We start from the raw sequence: 19857 nt of genomic DNA, 5'->3' as shown, positions 1-19857 counted from the left end.
GTGCAGAGAATGCAAGGCTGTTTTATGTTACTTTAAGTATAGTAGTGAGTAGAGGAGGGCTGGGCTATGGACTGGGTATTACATATGAACGCGGCCATTGGCTATATGGAGGATCATTTGGCTGATGAGATTGATTATGCGGAAGCAGCCCATATTGCGGGATGTTCGCTCTATCATTTTCAGCGGATGTTCCCTTACATTATGGAGGTTTCGTTATCGGAATACATTCGCAGGCGACGGCTCAGTCTGGCAGCGTTTGAGCTGCAAAACAGCACGATAAAGGTCATTGATGTGGCGCTCAAATATGGTTACGATTCCCCCGAAGCGTTCGCCCGTGCTTTTCAGCAGCTGCATGGGACTACACCGACTGCTGCGAGAAGTGCCGGTACAAAGCTGAAGGCCTATCCGCGACTATCCTTTCAAATTTCAGTAAAAGGAGCGGCAGCAATGAATTATCGAATTGAGGAGCTTGGCGCATTTTCCGTCGTTGGCCTTTCCGAGCAGGTGCGCAATAGCGAGGTGTTTGAGACGGTACCGCGTCTATGGGCTGAGGCAGCACAGGCTGGACTGTTTGAAAAGCTATGGGAAATCCGCGCAGCCGAACCCGGTATCCGCGGCATACTTGGCGTATGTGCGGACGGAGGGCATGGGCAAAATGAGTTTTTGAACTACATTTTAGCAATTGAATCGGAGCAAGAGGCTCCTGAAGCGATGGTCCGCCGGGAGTTTTCGCCATCTTCGTGGGTGGTATTTGAAGTGGAGGGCGGACCAGATGAGCTGGCCGGTATTTGGAAGCGGCTGTATACGGAATGGCTGCCTACCTCAGCCTACCGGCTCGCCGAATTGCCGGCTATCGAATGTTATTTGCCGCCAGAAGAAAACCGTAATGAGCTGTGGGTGGCGGTTGAGGCGAGAGCTTGATAGACGGACAGTTGGGCTGTTGCACAATTTACAATTTAGCCGGCCATTTACTCGTAATTCATCCATTCAGTTCGTGTGAAATATAACAAAAGAAGAAGCCGTCCCCGCGCTCCCAGCGCAGATGGCTTCTTCTTTCTTTATTTGGAGACATATGTAGCCTACTGCCCGCTACTTGCTGCTTACTAAATGATCCGCATGAGTAATGCGATTTCTTCCGCCCGTCTTTGAAGCATAGAGGGCAGTATCCGCTTTATGGATCAGCGTCTGGTCCGTGTCGCCCGGTGTAACGGTTGCTGCGCCAATGCTGACTGTAATGCTGTGCTCTCCCCAATCCATAGAGGCGGTTGTCGTGCAGTATCGTTCTGCGGCAACGATCGCTTTGTCCTGATTGGCGCCGGAAAGAATGATGACGAATTCCTCGCCTCCATAACGGGCGGCAATGTCCTTCTCCCGAGACATCGTTTGCAGCAAACGGGCCAGATTGGTCAGCACGAGATCGCCGACGGGATGTCCGTAGGTGTCGTTAATCTTTTTGAAATGGTCGATATCAATAATGAGCAGCGAGAAGGGCTGCTGTGTTTCTTGGAACAAGGCAAGCTGTGCCAGCAGGCTGTCCTGGAAAAAACGCCGGTTTTTAAGCCCGGTCAACGCATCCGTGGAGGCCATCGTTTCAAGGCGATGGTTAATCCCTAGCAGCTCCTGCTGTTTAAGCTCGTACTCCTCATGCAGGAGCTCGAGCTTCTTATTGGCTTCATGAGTGGCCTGATACAACGCTTCAAGCTTTGTTTTGGTTTGTAAAATATCCTTCTCGTGCTCGATTCGCTTGCGCATCATTAACACAACGCAGTCAATGAAGGTGACCCCGTCACGCTCCTGGCGAACCCCGTTCAGCAATACAGGCACATCTTCATGGCTGCTCGTCCGAAAAGAAAAGTACATTTCATCGACGCGTCCATACAATTGAATGTAAGGATAAAAATACGTTTGAAAAAACATTTTGTTCGTCACCGACATGGTGGAATGAATATGCTGGCCAAGCAGCTCATCGCGCTCATAGCGCAGCATGTCCAGTAAAGTTTGATTAACCGATTGAATTAAGCCTGCGACCGAAATGGAAAAATATCCGCAGGGAGCTTTATCTAATTGAATATCCATATAAGGGCTGCCTTTCTTTAAAATATAGGAAAGGATATGATTTTCCCATGCTTTCTCTCTCTATATTTCTTGGATTGAAACGCGCCGCGCCGCCAGAGGGCGGCGAAAGCCGTTTCACCTTGCCTATTAAACACTGGCTAAATATTCTTTAATCATCTGGCTCGTTTCGTCAGGCTGACTTAAATGCGGATAATGCCCGGTCGCTGTCATCTGCCGAAGGACGCTGTTTTTGAGATGGGCATGCAAGTAATCGCCTACTTCAACCGGGGCGATACTATCGTCGGTGCATTGAAGAATCAGTGTAGGCACAGATGCATGCTGAAGGCTGACACGGCAATCGGAGAAAAAAGTGACTTCTGCGAACTGCCTCGCGATATGCGGGTCCCTGGAGCAGAAGCTTTTTTCCAATTCCTCGCTTAATTCCTTGCGCTCGTTATTTTGCATGACAATGGGCGCCAAGTAGCTGGCCCAGCCAATGAAATTCATTTCCATCATGGAAAGCAATTCTTCTATATCGCGTTTGTCGAAGCCTCCATAATAATCTGGAAGATCGTTCACATAGCGGGGAGAAGGACCGAGCATGACAATGCGCTCGAAATATTTAGCATCATGAATGGAAGCGAGCATGCCAATCATGCTGCTAACCGAATGGCCGACGAAAATAGCATCTCGCAAATCCAGCGTTTCCATCACATCCAGCACATCCTGGGCGTAGCCCTCTAGGTCATTATATTTTTTGGTATCATAATTGTGAATTTGCGATTTTCCAGAGCCTACATAATCAAACAATACAATTCGATAGTTGTCTACAAAGCTAGGAACCATATAACGCCACATATCCTGATCGCATCCAAAGCCATGAGCAAAAACAATCGTTTTGCTGCCTGTACCCATTACCTTTACATTATTCCGTTCCAAAACGTCGATAGTCATATGAAGCTCCTCTCTGAAGCGCCTTGATGAAGTGATAGCAAAGATTGTTGGCTTCTTGTTCATTATATCGGAAAATGGAGGAAGATTGATGATGGTTAGCAAGATTCATTGCTGGAAATGCCAGAGTTATTTATAAGTGAACTCTAGGAAAGATGGAGCCAATTCATAAAGGCCTGTTCCTACTTCCATCGAGAGGAAAGAGGAGCGGTCCTTTAAAATATACAGGACTACTGTTCTAAATAGGTTGGGTCAACATTTAAAACGTATATATGTACGGAAACGCTCCCACAAATTTTAAGACGGAGAAGGCTTGATTCAGATCATCAAAGGAGTAGGCTTTGTTCAAAATAGAAACGGAAGGGTTTTCTTAGATGGGGGTTTTCAGGAAATGATAAGTAGTTCTATTAACTACGATTATATCCATTTTAGAGAAATGAAACATGAAGCAGACGTCACAGTTTGCTGGGTCTCAGGGGTGTTTTTCAGAAAACGCGATTATAAATAAGCCTTCTATGGTCAAAGAGCATAAAGCATAAAGCATAAAATTGAACGCATTTCCTTTTAAAACAAACCGTTATTACGGCTTATTTTGAAAGGAAATGCGTTCAAAGAAAGAGTGAAATAAAAAGATTTAAATGCTTGAAACTGTTTAATTAACTGACAAAATAAACTGTTTAGATGAATTCATGAGAAATAATTTTTCTATTATTGGTGATAAGGAATACAGTCTATTTTTTTAATGCTTTTTTTAGATGTAAAATTATTAATGCAAAGAATAGAGTGAATATAGGAATGAAAATTAGGTTTAAATAGTTCCCTTTATTATAGATAAGATAAAAAAATGATAAAATCATACCAATAATACTTATGCCTATATTTTCGCGGTTATATTTACTCATTTTATATTTTTTCATTCTATAAAACAATAAAATCAAAATTAATATACAAAATATTAAGTTTATAATTAGTAGTGTGTTAAGCATATAACCTCCAAATGCATACAATCCAAATGGATTGTATGCATATTTATTTAGATTTGTTTAAGATAACCGTATGCTTTTTCAAGATCTCCGTTACATATATTGTAATATGTTATGGCAGTTACTCCTGCAATAGCAGCTCCACCACCTGCAGCTATTGCAAGTATAACAGTTTCAATCGTAAATATCGCAGTAAGGGCAGCGCTTGAGAATGCTACCTTAGCACCTTGAAATGCTTTATAATCTCCATAGAAAATATCAATTGTATTCATCGCACGCACAGCATATACATTTTGAATAGATGATGTTTTCTTGATATTATTTCCTCCTGGAGCATTTTCAAAATTCATACGATCATAGCATGCCATAGTATATGTAGAATAGTCTCCATAGTAATGACAAATAGCTGGAATCCCATTAGTATCATTTGAAAGAGTGGACAGCTTCAAACTGCTTGTTGGATTTGGAGTTATGGATATCTCCTGTTTTAATTCTTCGTCAGTCATTTTTACATCATCATGGTAGATTTCATTGTTTTTATTTACAAAATAATGTTCTACATAGCTTGTGTTTTCATATTCCGACTTATACTTCGCTTCGAACTCTGGGGATGAAAATTCATACTGGATGGTTTGTGTTAGTTTGATTGCTGTTCCTTCTTTGTTTATTTCTGTATCAGACTGCATGCTCAAAGTTCTAAGAGCAATTAATTCTCCTTCTTGTGAATAAATTTCTTGAGTTTGAGAAGGAATAATATTTTCTTTTACTATTGGAGCTGTTGCATAAACTGAACTTGATGCTACTAGCATAGAAATAAGAACGATAAAAGAAATAATTGATTTAAATTTCATTTAGTCAATCTCCTAATTTTGTTTATAGTATTAATCGTCAAAAAATTCTACTTAATAATTGAAAATTCCATTCTCACAATAGATTAATTGTTTCATCCCAACTCCTTAATTATAATCGATTAAATTACACCGGCTAAAGAAAACAATACCATATTTATATTATTTGGTAAAGGAAAAAAATCCAAAATTAATTGTTTAATTGTATATTGAGATATTTACGTAGTGGAAATTTTATTGGAATATTTGAAGAAATTTTTGTAGCACTACTGACTTTTTAAAGAATTGAAGAAGGTGAGCCAAGTAAGAAGGAATATGTTGCAATGTCTTAAACGATCGTGATTATGTTTCAATCATGTGCTGGTTTTGCTTGCCTTAGATAACAGCGATCATTTGAAACAGACCGTCCTCAGGTCGGAAATTCTGCTTAGTATTTCAGGGGTACGGTGTGCCTAATAGAACGCCTGCGGAAGGAGGTTGAGGTGTTTTCAAAGGGAATAAAGTTCAAAGCGATAGCATTGAAGTTGAAAATTTAGGCGAGCATCGTTAATTACCATAAGCGAATGAATATTCAGATTTATGGTGTGTAATCGAGTATGGAAACGATACGAAATCCATTGAATATTCTCATTAGTAAAAATAAATTTATAATTTATTCGTGTTAGAAATATTGAGGTGTTTTCTACGCTTTTAAAGTATGGAATTAGAGAATATATTTTTCTGGGGCTGTTATGTCAAATATGCCGAAAAAGAGGTCTTGACGCTTGTGCAATGACGGTTACGCAGCATTACTACAGCGCGATTGTGGAAGGCTATGCGTTCAACCTGATTACGACTTATTTGGATGATGAAACGAAAAAAACGACGGACGATATAATAAGCTCCGTTACGTTTAAATAAGCAAGCGCACTATTTGCGGTTGAAAATAGAGCATTAACAGCCCGGCAGCTGTCCTGAATGGACGCTGCCGGGCTGTTGTTTTTTTATACTGCTGCAAGCATCCAGACGCAAAATGCGATCAGCGCCAGCCTTCGCCGTCCATGGTGTCCACGCTGGCAGAGAGCCTGGCATTTTGGATTGCTGGTGTAAATGATCATTTTGTATAAGCGGGTTTGTTGAAAATGTGCATTGAGGCTCGCGGGCGAGGTGCGCTACAATCAATTTAGTTCAATACTGATAATCATTATCATTATTTGGGTTTGGCAATAAGCAATCTTATATAGGAGTGGATGGAGCATGGCTTGGAAAGGGTATCAAAAAGGTTGGGTCGCTTTGCTCGTAGCGTCGGCGCTGCTGGCGGGCTGCGGAGCAAATACGGCAAATACGCAGGAGGCGCCTGCGAATCAGCCGTCTTCGGCGGTTGAAAGTGCAAGCGGCGGACAAGGAGACAGCGCGGCAAATGCCGGGAAAAATGAGGAGGCAGCCGAGGAGCAGACGACGAGAGTGGTCACCGACCAATTCGGCGAGGTGGAAATTCCGGTTCATCCAAAGCGGGTGTCGGCGCTTTATCGGGAGGATTACCTAGTTGCGCTGGGCGTTACACCGATTGTGCAATATTACAACCCGATGTGGGGCAAGCAGGATTATTTGGAGCTGGAGGTTCCGTTGTTCGATGTGACGGGCAGCATTGAGGCGATGCTCGTGTCGGAGCCCGATCTGATTATTGCCGCAGGCGAAGTGGATGCAGCCGCATATGAGCTTTATTCAAAAGTAGCGCCAACTTATCGGCTTCCTGACGATGTACTGGCAGATACGCGGACAACGCTGAAGGTCATTGCCGATCTGCTCGGAATTCCGGGTAAGGCGGAGCAGGTTCTGAAAGACTATGAGAGCCGGATTTCCGAAGTCAAAACGAAGGTACAGGCTTCATTAGGCGACGAGAAGCTGGTTGTCCTACGCATGAATGTCGTCGACCAGTCGATTAATATTTTTGGCATGAACAATACGTTTGTTGGCCAGATTTTGTATAAGGACTTGGGATTGAAGGCGCCGGCCTACGCGGAAACGATGACGGAAGGCAACGTTGTCTTATCGCAGGAGGTCATTCCGGAGCTGGATGCGGATCATATTATTATGCTTCCTTCCAATGGAACATGGGAGGACGAGGATAATGCCAAAGCCTTGAAGGCTATGCTGGCGAGCCCGCTATGGAAGTCCGTCCCTGCTGTGAAAAACGGCCATGTTTATCAGGTTGAACGCTCTTACTGGCAGACAGGAGCCATTACAGCCAATTTCAAAAAAATGGACGAGCTGCTGAAGCTGCTTGTTGAATAGCGGTAAAAATAAACGAAAAAAAATCGAGCGGCTCTTCGACTGAGGTTGAAGGGCCGCTTCATTTGCTTTAAACTAAATAAACTGATAATAATTATCATTTATGGAGTTGGTTTAGAGCAATGAAGCAACAGGATACAGCAATTGCACTCGCGGGTCCCGCATCATTTTATACATTGGAAACGATTGAACGGGGGGGACTGCCAGTCTCTGCGCCGCCTGTCAGGCATTATGCCAATTCGTACATGCTGCTGTTTGCCGCAGGAGGCACAGGCTTCATTCATATAGAAGGGGAAGCTTTCGACTTCGGAATCGGAAAATGCTTCTTGATCCATCCAGATTCGATGTGGTCAATTGAATTGGCAGCAGCCTACGGGGACGGTGCTTATTATCGTCTGGATTTTACAATTGGAGCAGGGCATTTGGGAGACCAAGTAACAGGCGGGCTGCTGCCGCACAAGAATGAGCTTGTTTGTACGCCATTTGCCAAGGCGATGGAACTGGTTGAGCAGCTTTATGCCAGCCGCCATGATTCAGGGGAGCTTCGCCGCTTCTCGCGTTATGTCCGTTTTCAGGAGCTGCTGCTTATGCTGTTCAGCCAAAATACGGAGGACACCGTCGCCAATAAGAAAAAGGCTTCCACAGAGCAGCAGGGCTTGGCGCTGTCCATTCAATATATCCACGAGCATTATCAGGATGTGCTGACAGTAGAAGGGCTTTCCGATATGGCCGGCATTGAGCGCTGGAAATATGCCCGGCTGTTTAAAGGGGCAACCGGCGAAGGGCCGCTTCATTATTTGAACAGCATCCGCATCGATCAAGCGAAAAAATGGCTGCTCAAGGGCGAGGACAACTTATCCGAAATTGCGCTGCATACCGGATTTTCCAATGAATATTATTTTAACCGCCGCTTTAAGCAGCTGGTTGGCATCTCGCCGGGACAATACCGCCGCAGCCATCGCGAGCAGCTTCGGGTCGTTGCGCCTTATTTGGAGGATTTTATCGTAGCGCTGGGGATGCTGCCTGTTGCCCAATACTCTCATGCGAAATGGGGGAAGCAGGATTATTTGGCGCTGGAGCAGATTCCGACGTTTGATGAATTTAGTGGCGATTTTTCGGCATTGTCCCACTACGCTCCAGACTTTATTTTGCTGCTGGATCGTTATGCGCAAAGCCAATATACAGAATGCCGCCAAATATCGAATACGTGCGTGCTCAGCGAGCTAAGCGAAAACTGGCGGACGCTGCTGCGAACAGTAGCCGATTATTTTGGACGAGTGGGGCAAGCCGAGCAGGTCATTGCTGAGTATGAAAAGAAAGCGAAGGCGGCACGCCAGACATTAAGGCGAAGCAGGCAGGGGGAAACGGTAGCTTTTCTGCGGATTTCGGCGGACAGCATTTATCAGTATACTGACAGAGGCAGAGGCTTTGCTGCTGCGGTTTTGTATGGAGATTTGGGATTATGCCCGTCACCGGCGGTACAGCTGGGTCCTATCCCTTCAAAAACGGTTGGCTCGCGCATGATCAAGGTTACGCTTGAGGAGCTTGCGCTGCTATCAGCCGACCATCTGTTTATAACGTTCGACAAGTGGCACAGCCAAGCGGAAGGAGAGGAGCGCCGGCTGCTGGAGCAGCCTGAGTGGCGCAGCCTTCCCGCTGTGCAGAATAGCTGTGTGTACGAGGTTGATTTTCTCACTTGGATGAATAATGGCGTCATTTCCAATAGTAAAAAAATCGATGATATATTGCGTGCCCTTGCTTGAACGGGGCAGTTCTACCGAATGAACACCGCGCCGTGGCGTGCTTCACTAGGAAGCTGCACGAGCTCTCCTGCTGATTCCCAGCGAACAAGATCGCTTGAGCGGTAAGCGTTATAATCAAGCTTTTGAAAGCCATCTACGAGCATGATCCATTCACGTCCGTTCGGACCCTCTACAGCATACAGCGCCGGACCTTCGGTTAGCGGCTCGGTCAGCAGCTCTGAAACGAAAGTGACTGCTGGGCGGTCGCCAGCTTCCTTGGCAATGCGGCACGAGCGGATCGCCTTATAATCGGTACCGGGCTCATTTACGCCACGCTCATCCTTGAACAGCATGAAATAATGGTCTTCCCTGTCGATGACACACGCGTCGATGACATTGTAGCCCGGATCAAAAAACAGCTTTGCCTCGGAAAAATGCACGAAATCAGCCGTCGTCACCGACCATATCCGATGGTTGCGCGGCCCAGGCCGGACGGTGGAGGACCAGATGATGCGATAAGCCTGAGCGGCGGTATCAAAAAAGATTTCCGGCGCCCACGTGTTTTGCGTATCCGGCTTCGTTTCCATAACGGGAATCAGCTTCGCCTCTTCCCAGTGCAGAAGGTCGGCTGAACGCGCATAGCCAATGCTGCGGCTGCTCCAGCCATCGGTCCAAACGAGATGGTACAGGCCGCGCTTCGGGTCCGGCAAAATAAACGGGTCGCGGATTAGCCCGCTGCCAAGCTTCGATTGAAAGACTGCCTCGCCGCCCGCGAAGTCGCGCCAGCTGTAGCCATCCTCGCTTTCGGCTAGAAACAGCCGCTCATCCGTATCTTTAAAATAACTGAACATATACATGGCAGCAATCATCCTTTGCTAGCTTATTTAAGTCCTGAAGTGGCTGTGCCTTCGACAAAATGCTTTTGAGCAAAGAAGAACATCAGCACAGGCGGAATAATAGACACAATAGACATGGCGAATAGCGAGCCCCAATTGATTTGGGCGGCGTTGTCGACGAACATTTGCAGCGCAAGCGGTACAGTGAATTTTCGCACCTCGTTCAAATAGAGCAACTGCTCGAAATAATCATCCCAGCTCCATAGGAAGGCGAAGATCGCAATCGTATACAGCACCGGCTTGCAATTCGGCAGCAAAATATTAAAAAACGTCCGGAACGGCCCGCAGCCATCCATGACAGCTGCTTCATCCAGTTCCTTCGGAATGCCTCGCAAAAACTGGATCATTAAATAGATGAAAAAGGCATTTCCGAGAAAAGCGGGCAGTACGAGCGGCACTATCGTATTGATCCAATCCAGCTGGGAAAATAGCACATAACGTGGAATGAGAAGCACCTGTGTCGGCAGCATGAGCGTACCCATCAGAATGGAAAACCAAAACCTTTTGAGCGGAAAGTCCATACGGGCAAACGGAAAAGCGACCAGAGAGCTTGAAATCAGGCTGCCCAATACGACCAGCGCAGAAATAAGCAGCGAATTCGTAATAAATGTCTCAAAGCCAAAGCCAGGAACAGCCTTCCAGCCGTCCACATAATTATGAAACTGGAATGAGCTTGGCAAAATGCTGGTGACGACAAATACTTCATCATTTGCCTTGAAGCTGCTCAGAAACAGCCAAATGACGGGATAAATCATCGTCAGGCTCAATATAGTCAGAAGCACATGCTTGCCGATGGCAGCGGGAGAGAAACGGGTTGCCATGCTATTTGCCTCCTTTTGTTTCGGATTCGTAGAACACCCATTTTTTCGACGTCATGAAAATAATGGCCGTGACGACGGCGATGAGTACGAGCAGCATCCAAGAAATAGCCGAGGCATAGCCCATCCGTTGCTGCTGGAAGGCAAGCTCGTAAATATATAGCACGGAAAATAACGTCTCGTCGATAGGGCCGCCTTTAGTGATGACATACCCTTGGGTAAACACCTGGAACGAGCCGATTGTTTGCAGCACCAGATTAAACAGCATAATGGGAGAGATAATAGGCAGCGTAATTTTGAAAAAACGGCGAACCGCATTAGCGCCATCAATTTTACTCGCCTCGTACAGCTCAGTGGGCACATTTTTCAGCCCAGCTAGAAAAATCACCATGGAAGAGCCAAACTGCCAGACGACGAGCAGAACAAGCAGGAACAAGGCATAATCCGGCTGGCCGAGCCACTCTTTGCCCGGGATGCCGAACAAGGAGAGAAAGCTGTTCCACAGGCCATCAAGGCCAAAGATTTTGCGCCACATGACGGCGACAGCAATGCTTCCGCCAATCAGAGACGGCAAGTAAAAAAGCGTGCGATAAATGCTCATGCTCCGCGAGCCTTTGAACAGCAGCATCGCAACGGCAAGCGCCATTGCGAGCTTGAGCGGCACGGACATAACGACGTATTTCGTCGTCACTTCAATCGATTTCAGAAACCGCGGGTCCTGAAACATTTCGATGTAATTTTGCAGTCCAATAAAGGTAGTAGACGTCAAGGTAGCTTGCGTAAAGGAAAGGTACAAGGAATTAATAAAGGGCCAAAATGTAAATGCAAAAAAACCGATGAGCCAAGGGAGCAAAAATAAATAAGCAACCAGATAGGTGGCTTTCTGGCGGGACATTTTTTTTCTTGGTGTAGACAGCTTTTCTGTGACGGCTTCCATCTTGATCTGCTCCTTCCATCCTGCAAACGGCTGGGGAGGCGGCAGCCCGCTCCCCAAACGCTTGTATTCTCTATTTAATTTTCAGCTTATTAGTTGCTGGCAGCTGTTCCGTATGCTTTGTAGGCATCGGTATATAGCTTCTTCGCGCCTACCTCCACACTGATGCGGTCGAAGGCGATTTCCTGGCCAACCTTCTCAATCATGCCCTTCCAGCCAAAAAGCTGTGGACCTTTAGGCAGCGCATAAGCAGGCGGTCCCGTCAATTTCGTTGCTTCATCAATGATCGTAATGCCGCGTTTATCGGTTTCCGTCAGACTCGGATCTTCCAGCAGCACTTTGCGCTGTACTTCGGTTGGCAGCACGCCGCGCGTCGTTTTCAGCACTTTAGCGGCATCGGTATCGTAAATCATGAAATTAATAAATTTGATTGCAGCATCCGGGTTTTTCGAATTTGCGTTAACCGACAGCAGCTGGCTCGTTCCGACCTTCACAGAGTCGCCGGTTTCCTTATTTTGCGGCAGGACGATCATGTCCAGTACATCCTTCGTCTGGCTTTGGAAACGGCTGAAGCTGCTCGTTGCAATCGGCACGAATGCGGCTTTGCGCGTAATCATCAGGCTGTTTGCCGAATCATCGGACGTCGCTGACAGATCGGCTGGAGCTACGGCTTTTGCAGCGCGCAGGTCTGCCCAGTATTGGTAATACGCCTTAATTTGATCTTCCGTAAAGGTCAGTGCCGTATCTGTGTTCGGGAACGGATCCTTCGCATTCAGCGCGGCAATGCCGAAGGGAATAAACACATCGAAAGCAACGGAGGAGTCAACAGCGCCATACACTTTTCCGCCAGATTTCTCAGCTACTTCCTTGAACACAGTAGCTAGGTCATCCCAAGTGTAAGGGGCAGTAGGGGCCTTGACGCCGAGCTCCTCCAGCAGCGTTTTGTTATAGGCGTAGGCTTGGGTAGCTAGGCCAAGGTAGGCACCTGTTATTTTGCCACCGACGCCTTCTTCCTTCAAAATCGTTTCGTTGAGGCCCGATACATCAAGCTTGCCTTGCAAATCAAGCAGATTGTCGCCTCCCAATTGAGTTGCAATATCGCGGGTAACTTGAATGAGATCGGGGGCAGTGTTGCCGGCAAGCTGGGCTTGCAGCTTCGTTTGGTACCCGTCAAAGCCGGAGTATTCAGGCAAAATCTTAATGTCAGGGTTTTTGCTTTCGAAAATTTTAATCGCTTCGAGCGTTGCCGTATGGCGTTCCTCGGAGCCCCACCATGCGAAGCGAAGCTCCGCTTTTCCGCCTGTTTCAGCAGGCTTATTGTCGTTATTGCCAGAGGAGCAGGCGGATAATATAACGCTTGTCAACAGGAGCAAAGCGATGCTAAATGAGACCATTTTTCTTTTCATTGATTGACACCCTCCAAGTAGAATCGTTTATTTACAGCTTTATTGTACGGGGAAGCGTTTTCAGAAAGTAGATAACAATTCAACAATAACGACAACAAAACAATGACATCGTTTTCATTCCACGTAAAAAACAACCTTTTTCTGCTAAATTTGCAGTTTCCGGTCGTTTTTCGTGTATGGTGAAGCCCAGTCTCAGGGTGCTCGCTTCTAGTATTCCGAAGGCGTAACGCCCGTATACTCTTTGAATATTTTGCTGAAATAGTGGGCGTTTTTGTAGCCGACGCTTGCCGCTACCTCATAAATTCGGCTGCCTGGCTTAGTCAGCAGCGTCTTGGCGTGCTCCATTCTCAGCTGCATCAAATAGCTGGAGAAGCCCATTCCTACTGATTCCTTAAACAGATAGCCCAAATAGTTGGGCGTCAAATAGACGAGCTGGGCGAGATCATCCAGCTTAATTTCCTGATCGAGATGCTCCGCCATGTAGGTGCGAACAAAATGAATAATGTCGCGGTTGCGGCTAGCGCCTTTATGCTCGTAATGCTGAATGATTGCGGTGTAGGTCTCCCGCAGCGTATCGAAAATATCGGCTACCGTGCCGAGCTGCTGTACTTCACCTAGCAGATCGGGATGTCCAGGGCAGATGTCGGCCAAATGGTCGCCTTTCTCATGCAGTACAAGGGAAGCGATCAGCACTAGCTCCATGCTCAGCGTACGAATATAGGGGATGCCGTATTTTTTCTCCTTTTCCAGCGTGCTCTGAATCGTGCTCAGCACTTGCGTCGACAGCTTGGCATCGCGGATTTGAATCGCATCGACAAGCTGGTCCTTCGCCTGGCGAAAGGAATCCAAATAATGGCCCTGATTCACCTCGATGTCGCTGTACGATACGATGCAGCTATTGCCGTAGTACAGCTTGTGCTTGAGCGCTTCCTGCGCTTCGTGAAAGGACTTTGCTACACGCTGGAGGCTGTCATAGGCTCGGCCGATAGCGAAGCTGACCGTTAAGCCAGTCTCGCGCTGTACCAACTCTTGAATCGCGGAAAAGGGCTGCTGCAAGCCGTCGCCTTCGCTGCCAGGCGGAAGTGCTGCTTGATGCTGGAGCAGCAGCACGAAGTCGGTCGAATTAAAGGCCACAACGGAGAAAGGAAGCGGTAGACGCTCTGCCAGCGACACGCTCACCATATGCTGGACGGTCAGTGAAAGCAGCTGCCGCTGCCGCTCATCATCTGCTGTATGGACTGCTCCTGAGCCAGTGGGCTTCAAGTTATCGATCTGCACAATGATCGTTTGAAAAGCGGCTGCATCCAGCTTAATTCCTAGCAGCGTCTGCATATCCTGCTGATAAATGCCGCTAAGCAGATTGAAATAAAAGCGCTCCTCCAGCAGAGGCAGGCTCTGCAGCAGCTTTTTCTCCATATCGTGAAGCCGCCGCTGTTTCTCGTTTTCTTCTCGAAATTCCGCAGCCAGACGGCTGACGGTATCTTCGATTTTGTCCAGCGTGACGGGCTTGAGCAAATATTCAAAAATGCGGTAGCGGATCGCTTTTTTCGCGTAATCGAATTCCTCATGTCCAGTGAGCACAATGATTTTGCAACGATGACCTCGTTCGTTCAGGCGCTCAATGAGGCCGAAGCCGTCCATGATGGGCATGCGCACATCGGTCATAATAATATCGATAGGCTTGTCCAGCATATCCAGCAGCTCCAGCGCCTCTGCGCCGTTGTTGGCTTCTCCGGCAATGCGAATGCCATACAAGGACCAGTCGACCGCATGCTTTAGCCCCTCGATAACAAACGATTCATCATCAACGATCAGCATGTTCAACATGTTGAATAACCTCCCCGGAAGCGGTGTAATTGTAAGACCTTGCTGCTCTGATGCGGACTTCAACGGCGGTTCCCCGTTTTGTGTGGAGATAGGTAAGGCCGTAGGCGCTGCCATCGTGCATTTTGATGCGCTGATTGACGTTGACGACGCCATAACCGCCTGTCTGTTCAGCGTCTTGGACGACTGCATTTTTTAAACTAGCATTCATCTGCTCCACATTTACGCCAATGCCGTCATCAGTCAATACGAATACAATATCCTCGCCTTCCCGCCAAACACGTAGGTTTAGCGCTCCTGCACCCTTTGTTGCGGCGAAGCCATGGACGAGGCTGTTCTCGACAAGCGGCTGCAAAATAATTTTAACCGTCTCGGCGCTTAACAGCTCTTCATCGACCTCTTCGTCGTAGGTGAACCTATAGCTATAACGGAAGCTCATCAGATGGATATAGGCTCGCAGATGCTCCAACTCCAGCTTGATCGTTGTTTGGCTGCGTCCTTTATTCAGGCTGAGCCGGAAAAAGTCGCCAAGAGCGGAAGTCATGCGGCTAATATCGTCGGCCCTTATTTTGATTGCCATCCAGTTGATGGCATCCAGCGTATTGTAAAGAAAATGCGGATTAATTTGCGATTGCAGCGCCTTTAACTCGCTTTCTCGCAGCTGCCGCTGCTCCTCCTCAATGCTGTGCATGAGGTCTTTAATTTTTGAGGACATAATCATAAAGCGCTGGTTCAGTTCTCCAATTTCATTCATGTAATCGGTATCAAGCGTAATGTCGAAGTTGCCTTTGCCGACTTTGTTCATCTGTTGAATCAGCCTTTTGAGCGGATTCGTAATGCTGCGGGAGAAGAAGACGAGAATGACAATGCCCAGTGACAGGCACAAAATGCTGGCAATCATGACCCGATTCATAATTTGCGGAATGCCTGCAACGACTTCGGCGTAAGGCTTGAGCTGGGCGATGCGCCAGCCGAATTCATTGGGCCGGGTGAACATGCTTAAATATTTTTGCCCGCCGATGTCGATGACCGTATAACCCTGCCCGGAAGCTGCGGAGGCAGCGCCCTGTAAGCCGCCCTGCTGCTCGATTTGTGCTATTGTATCGTCCTGGTCGTCCGTGCTTTTTTGAAGATTTACGCCATGAATGCCGCTTTGATCATCAACGATATAGGTTTGATTTTGCTGCGGCAAATTCGTCAGCGCACTGCTGAAATGATCGAATTGCAAATTAATGTTGACATAGCCAAGCGCCTTGCCGTCAGAGGAAAATATTTTATGAAAATACGTAATAATATGGGCTCCAGCCCCGTCAATTCGAACATCGTTGGCGCGTGGCGGCAAAAAACCTTCCGTACGGCTGCTCATATAATCCCAGTAAGGCTTGTCTTTCATACGTTCCTGCTCGTAAATGCCGTTAGGATTGGAATAATTGTAGATGCTCATGCGGTCGGTAATGATAATAATTTCGCTAATATCGGAGCGGGAGTAAGCCGTGTTGGACAGCAGGTCAGTAATCGACTCATTGCTGCGGATTTGCTGGTAAATGTCGGCGCCCCAGCGCCCGTCCTCCAAAATGCGAATGACATTTTGATTAATGACAATAGACAGTGCTAGCGAGCGAATCGACTGCATTTGCTGTGTCAGGCTCTCATTAGTCTGCTCCAGCTGTGAAAGCGAGGCGTCGCTAATTTTAGCGGACATTAGCTGCGAAGTAGAGTAGTAAACGATGACTGCCTGCACCGCAAGCAGCAGCAAAATAACCAAGCTGCTTACGATAACGAGCGTTGGCTGCAGCTTATAGCGCTTGAACCACTTCATCTTGTTGGCCTCCATCTAGGTTAAAGTGAAAATCTGAGCGAGAAAGTTAAAACCTATCTTACTGTTTAATGTTTCGGGTGGCAAGGAAGCGCTTGTGATTTAATTTGTAGGACTTTAGATGGGGGTAAGGTTTAGGCAGTGAAAGACGCTTGCTAGAACAATAGGGCTGCTGATAGCGAATGAAATAAGGGTTTTGGCAGTGCGATAATATGGAAAAAAACACAAGTGAAAGAAGAGGGTGACTAGGCTAGGATAGCTCGCATAACGGCTGCAGAAAGTAGAAAATTGGTTATTTATGCAGAAAATAAGCGGTTTTAGGAGCATAATGAGGAGTTTCGTGAGTTTTTGTGACAAAAAGATCCCAAAAATGGATTGACAATATTTTATAAAATAGGGTAAAGTATAAAATAATTATGAAGCGAAGCACGCTTAAATCCTCCTGGGTTTTTTGCGTGCTTTTTTGCACTTTATGGGGGGATGGGCTGTGCCATTTTACCTATAAAGGAGTCCCCGCATGAAGAAAAATCAATTTATGTTAACGGTTGTTGTTGCGCTTGCCTTTAATCCGGTTTTGCATGACCAGGCAGCAGAGGCGAAGCAGCAGCTAAACGATATGGACGGCCATTGGGCCCGTATTCCCGTGGAGCAGGCGGTACAGTCCGGTTATGTGAGTGGTTATGCGGATGGTACCTTTCAACCGAATAAGCCGATAACTCGAGCAGAGCTGCTTGCCGCACTCGTAAAAGCACAGCAGCTTAAGGTCTCCAATATGGACACGCCTTTTCTGGATGATACCGGATGGTTCCGCCCTTATTTGGCTGCTGGGTTGAAGCTCAGTCTATTGAAGATGACGGAATATAATTCTAGCAAGTTCAAGCCGAATCAAGCGATCACGCGCGGAGAAGCGGCGAGGCTTTTCGTTCGGGCGGCGGGCAAGGACAAGGCGGGGAGCACGAAAGGCTATGTCTATATGACCAAGCAGCTTGGCCTAATGAAGGGGAATGCTGCTGGGAGGATCGGAATGGACCGCAAGATGACGCGTGCGGAAGCGATTGTGGTCATTCATCGGCTGCTGAATTGGCAGTCAGCGCAGATTCGGGCTGCTGGTGGCCTGATGGAGCAGCCAGCTTATGCATCTACGGGGGAGCTGAAGCAGTTGGTTTTGTCACTCGAAAGCTTTTCGGGCGATGTGATGGTTAGTGGGCACACGGTGCTGCTTAATCCTGAAGGCAGCGGAAAACCTGCCGATTATAAATTAGTGTTGGAGTATGACAGCAGGAAAAAAGCAACGACGATATGGCTATACGAGAAGCCCTCTTTACATAAGCAGTTGTTAATGGAACTCTTGGCCCGTTATGTGGGCGAGTCTGCGGATACGGCTTACCAGGATGCGGTCAAGCTGGACGCTGGCAAAGCGTTAGAGGCTAGACTGCTGAAAACCTACAACGGGAAGAAAATCATAATGGACAAAAGTGGGGCAGGCAGGTCTTTGGCTATTATTATTTATGCAAACTAATCTAATCGGAAGAAGGTCAAATAAGATGGGGAAAATGGGATTGCAGCGGTGGAAGGGCTCTATTGTATGGCTAGTGTTGGTGGCGGTAGCGGTTACGGTTACGTTGTCTTTAACGTCGGTAGATTCTAAAGTTGCTGAGGCGGCCGCACCTGTATTTAAAGATATTTCAGGGCACTGGGCGAAGGAATCGATTGAAGCAGCGGTGAAGGCGGGTATTTTGAACGGGTACCCGGATCAAACGTTTAAGCCGCAAAACCCGATTACGCGTGCAGAGCTGCTCAAGGTCATTGCGCTGACGACGAAGGTGGAGGTCGCAGCTGCTCCTGCTGGAAAGCCGTGGTATGCAGGCTATCAGAAGGCGCTGACTGATGCGAAAATCTATGCCGCTGGCGATTTTACGGGCGATCTGAGCATGGCGGTAACACGCGTGGAAATGGCTAAGCTCGCCGTACGCGGAGCAAATGCTGAGTATCGAGGTGCGAAGCTTACGGCGGATGAGTTGATGTTCCGTGCTGTAAATGCAGGCTTGCTGTCGCGCACAGGAGCCAAGGCGGAAACGATTGATCCCGATGGGACGACTACTCGGGCACAAGCAGCGGTTATCGTCACTCGCCTGCTGAAGCTTGCGGGTGGCGGGAAGCTGTCGGTGGATCAGGGGGCATCTAGTGCCGCTGAGATTAAATGGCATGATCATAATGTGATCACTATGCTAGGCCAAGATGATTTGGTGAAGCTACCGTTTACGAAGGAAATGCGGTCAGGTTTCGAAGTATCGATTCAGCAACTAGTAATTATGGACCCACTCGATAAAAACGGCTATTACTCAGAGTACTTAGAGGGAGCTATTTATCATATTAATGGCAACATTATTGATCCCGAAAAAAATAATGGATTAGTTTTTGGTTTTAAAGTTAAAGGGGAGAATCTTGTTATTGACAAAAATCGTAGCGAAAGTGCAAGTACAAGTTTTTATGTTCATACAAGTGGTGATATTGGCGCTACAAGAATAAATGATAAGTTTTATTATTATGATAGGAAAACCATTGATCGCGGCGGAATTTTCAAAAATAAAATGGAACTCTATTTTGGTACTAAGAATAATAAAGAATACAATTGGGTATTACCTTTTATTTCTAAATCGATAATCCAATCACAAGTGAAAAAGTATGGAGGTTTTCCAATTCACTTAAGAACATATAGCGGACAGAAAGATTATTACATGACAGGAGTTAGAGGCATATGATTGAAAAAAAATCTTTAATATCTTTGCTATTAATTTTTTCAATCGTTCTTGGAATTTTTCCAATTCAAGTCCCAGTAATCTCTGCTACTACTGAAACGCTGACTAAAAGCTATAAAATAAAATTAGGAACAGATGGATTTTTCGATTTATCCTCTAGTAGAAGCAATGCGACAACTGTAAATGCTCCAGTTCCTGATGGATATAAGATAAAATCCTATGAGCTATGGACAATGGTAGCAAACAGCAAAGGGGAATTGAAACAGACAAATTTGAGAAGTGCTCAAAGCAACTTTAGTTATTCTAATAGTGAAATAACTGTTAAAAAATTTTCCGGAACTAAGATTACTGCGACTTCTGTCGGTTACAGCCCGGATATGTACTTTGCTGTAAACAGGCGTTCAAACGGAAAAGAATGGGTATTTAAAGGTGTTGATGGTGTCGCTTATAACGTTACGCCACCTGCTGGTAATGCTTGTTGGCAGGGAAACCTCTCGATTTGCCCTGGTATATTGCGAACAAAAGATGATAATGGAAAAACTATATCCAGTCAA

The 19857-nt window shown here is 46.6% G+C and carries 15 protein-coding genes; 6 read left to right on the top strand and 9 right to left on the bottom strand.

Annotation, left to right across the window (positions count from 1 at the left end; translation table 11 throughout):
- The first annotated feature begins 66 nt into the window (after positions 1-66).
- Positions 67-921, top strand: coding sequence for an AraC family transcriptional regulator (locus BBD42_RS05095; RefSeq protein ID WP_099517279.1), 855 nt, complete (start codon positions 67-69; stop codon positions 919-921).
- A gap of 168 nt (positions 922-1089) precedes the next feature.
- On the opposite strand, the gene BBD42_RS05090 is transcribed toward BBD42_RS05095, so the two are convergent.
- The 3 genes from BBD42_RS05090 to BBD42_RS05075 all read right to left on the bottom strand — a co-directional run bounded on the left by BBD42_RS05090 (position 1090) and on the right by BBD42_RS05075 (position 4840).
- A complete protein-coding gene (locus BBD42_RS05090; protein WP_099517278.1) occupies positions 1090-2076 on the bottom strand; it encodes a sensor domain-containing diguanylate cyclase in 987 nt (328 codons plus the stop codon).
- A gap of 126 nt (positions 2077-2202) precedes the next feature.
- Entirely contained in the window at positions 2203-3009 is an 807-nt protein-coding gene (locus tag BBD42_RS05085) for an alpha/beta fold hydrolase (protein ID WP_099517277.1), read from the bottom strand.
- Positions 3010-4039: 1030 nt separating this feature from the next.
- Positions 4040-4840, bottom strand: a complete 801-nt coding sequence (locus tag BBD42_RS05075; RefSeq protein ID WP_099517275.1) for a hypothetical protein — start codon at positions 4838-4840, stop codon at positions 4040-4042.
- A gap of 768 nt (positions 4841-5608) precedes the next feature.
- Here BBD42_RS05075 and BBD42_RS32545 point away from each other — a divergent pair.
- The 3 genes from BBD42_RS32545 (at position 5609) to BBD42_RS05065 (ending at position 8871) form a co-directional block, all read left to right on the top strand.
- On the top strand, positions 5609-5737 hold the full coding sequence (locus BBD42_RS32545) for a hypothetical protein (RefSeq protein WP_257790765.1): 129 nt from the start codon (positions 5609-5611) through the stop codon (positions 5735-5737).
- A gap of 336 nt (positions 5738-6073) precedes the next feature.
- The gene (locus BBD42_RS05070; protein WP_099517274.1) at positions 6074-7111 is read left to right on the top strand and encodes an ABC transporter substrate-binding protein; all 1038 of its coding nucleotides are present in this window, start codon (positions 6074-6076) and stop codon (positions 7109-7111) included.
- Between the two features lie 119 nt (positions 7112-7230).
- Positions 7231-8871 (top strand): AraC family transcriptional regulator, encoded by a 1641-nt coding sequence (locus tag BBD42_RS05065; protein WP_237163372.1) that lies wholly within the window; start codon positions 7231-7233, stop codon positions 8869-8871.
- Positions 8872-8882: 11 nt separating this feature from the next.
- On the opposite strand, the gene BBD42_RS05060 is transcribed toward BBD42_RS05065, so the two are convergent.
- From BBD42_RS05060 to BBD42_RS05035, 6 genes are all read right to left on the bottom strand, one after another.
- On the bottom strand, positions 8883-9707 hold the full coding sequence (locus BBD42_RS05060; RefSeq protein WP_099517273.1) for a glycoside hydrolase family 43 protein: 825 nt from the start codon (positions 9705-9707) through the stop codon (positions 8883-8885).
- A gap of 23 nt (positions 9708-9730) precedes the next feature.
- Positions 9731-10567 carry a carbohydrate ABC transporter permease gene (locus tag BBD42_RS05055; RefSeq protein ID WP_099517272.1) on the bottom strand — a complete coding sequence of 279 codons (837 nt, stop codon included), beginning with the start codon at positions 10565-10567 and terminating at the stop codon, positions 9731-9733.
- A 1-nt stretch (position 10568) separates the two neighbouring features.
- Entirely contained in the window at positions 10569-11501 is a 933-nt protein-coding gene (locus tag BBD42_RS05050) for a carbohydrate ABC transporter permease (RefSeq protein WP_099517271.1), read from the bottom strand.
- A gap of 89 nt (positions 11502-11590) precedes the next feature.
- Positions 11591-12904 carry an ABC transporter substrate-binding protein gene (locus tag BBD42_RS05045; RefSeq protein WP_099517270.1) on the bottom strand — a complete coding sequence of 438 codons (1314 nt, stop codon included), beginning with the start codon at positions 12902-12904 and terminating at the stop codon, positions 11591-11593.
- Positions 12905-13111: 207 nt separating this feature from the next.
- The gene (locus BBD42_RS05040; RefSeq protein WP_172455397.1) at positions 13112-14731 is read right to left on the bottom strand and encodes a response regulator; all 1620 of its coding nucleotides are present in this window, start codon (positions 14729-14731) and stop codon (positions 13112-13114) included.
- The gene (locus BBD42_RS05035) at positions 14709-16547 is read right to left on the bottom strand and encodes a sensor histidine kinase (protein ID WP_172455396.1); all 1839 of its coding nucleotides are present in this window, start codon (positions 16545-16547) and stop codon (positions 14709-14711) included. The genes BBD42_RS05040 and BBD42_RS05035 overlap by 23 nt, the downstream gene beginning before the upstream one ends.
- A 514-nt stretch (positions 16548-17061) precedes the next feature.
- Between BBD42_RS05035 and BBD42_RS05030 the strand changes: the two genes are divergently transcribed.
- Positions 17062-18063 carry an S-layer homology domain-containing protein gene (locus tag BBD42_RS05030; RefSeq protein WP_099517267.1) on the top strand — a complete coding sequence of 334 codons (1002 nt, stop codon included), beginning with the start codon at positions 17062-17064 and terminating at the stop codon, positions 18061-18063.
- Positions 18064-18088: 25 nt separating this feature from the next.
- Complete coding sequence (locus BBD42_RS05025) at positions 18089-19306, top strand: S-layer homology domain-containing protein (RefSeq protein ID WP_172455395.1); 1218 nt, start codon at positions 18089-18091, stop codon at positions 19304-19306.
- Positions 19307-19857: the final 551 nt, after the last annotated feature.

Source organism: Paenibacillus sp. BIHB 4019 (assembly GCF_002741035.1).
In the GTDB taxonomy this organism is placed as follows: Bacteria; Bacillota; Bacilli; order Paenibacillales; family Paenibacillaceae; genus Pristimantibacillus.
Note: the sequence above shows the minus strand (reverse complement) of the source record. Positions and strands in the feature narration are given on the sequence as shown.